The organism is Marinobacter sp. UBA2688 (genome assembly GCF_002352785.1).
In the GTDB taxonomy this organism is placed as follows: domain Bacteria; phylum Pseudomonadota; class Gammaproteobacteria; order Pseudomonadales; family Oleiphilaceae; genus Marinobacter; species Marinobacter salarius.
In genome coordinates this window covers 1-515 of sequence record NZ_DELU01000023.1, presented here as the reverse complement: position 1 = coordinate 515, position 515 = coordinate 1, and the positions used below count along the sequence as shown (strand labels likewise).

At 58.6% G+C, this 515-nt stretch carries 1 protein-coding gene and 1 pseudogene; both read left to right on the top strand.

What is annotated here, in order from left to right; all coding sequences use genetic code 11:
* Nucleotides 1-164 (top strand): CinA family protein (locus B3M52_RS11515; RefSeq protein ID WP_286749662.1); only part of this gene is annotated, 164 nt, incomplete at its 5' end.
* Nucleotides 165-309: 145 nt separating this feature from the next.
* A pseudogene (locus B3M52_RS11510) lies at nt 310-515 on the top strand (DNA recombination/repair protein RecA); the annotation flags it as partial.

The following is a 515-nucleotide window of genomic DNA, read 5'->3' as shown; positions in this document are numbered from 1 at the left end:
GCAGTGACGACAAGCCGGTAGGCACGGTGTGGTTTGCCTGGGGGCGCTCTCCGGCTGACACCGAAGCGGTGGTTGAGCAGTTCCAGGGCGACCGTGATCAGGTTCGGCGCCAGGCGGTTCTTTATGTGTTACAGGGAGTTAGGGGCTTTCTGGAAAAGGCCTGAAACGGAGGGGTTGGTCTTGCCTTCGTGTTGTGTTTTAATACTGTTCAAATATACAGGAGTCTGGTTTTCCGGGTTCCGCAGTCCATGATTTTGGCCGCCGGGCTCCCGTCCCGATAACGGCATTGGCGACAGAGGGTTTGCAACGATGGAAGACAACCGCAAGAAAGCACTGGGCGCAGCACTGAGCCAGATCGAACGCCAGTTCGGCAAGGGCGCTGTCATGAAGATGGGCGACCAGCCCAGGGAAGCGATCCCTGCGGTATCCACCGGTTCCCTGGGCCTGGATGTGGCGCTGGGAATAGGCGGTCTGCCTTATGGTCGTATCTGTGAGATCTACGGCCCGGAAAGCTC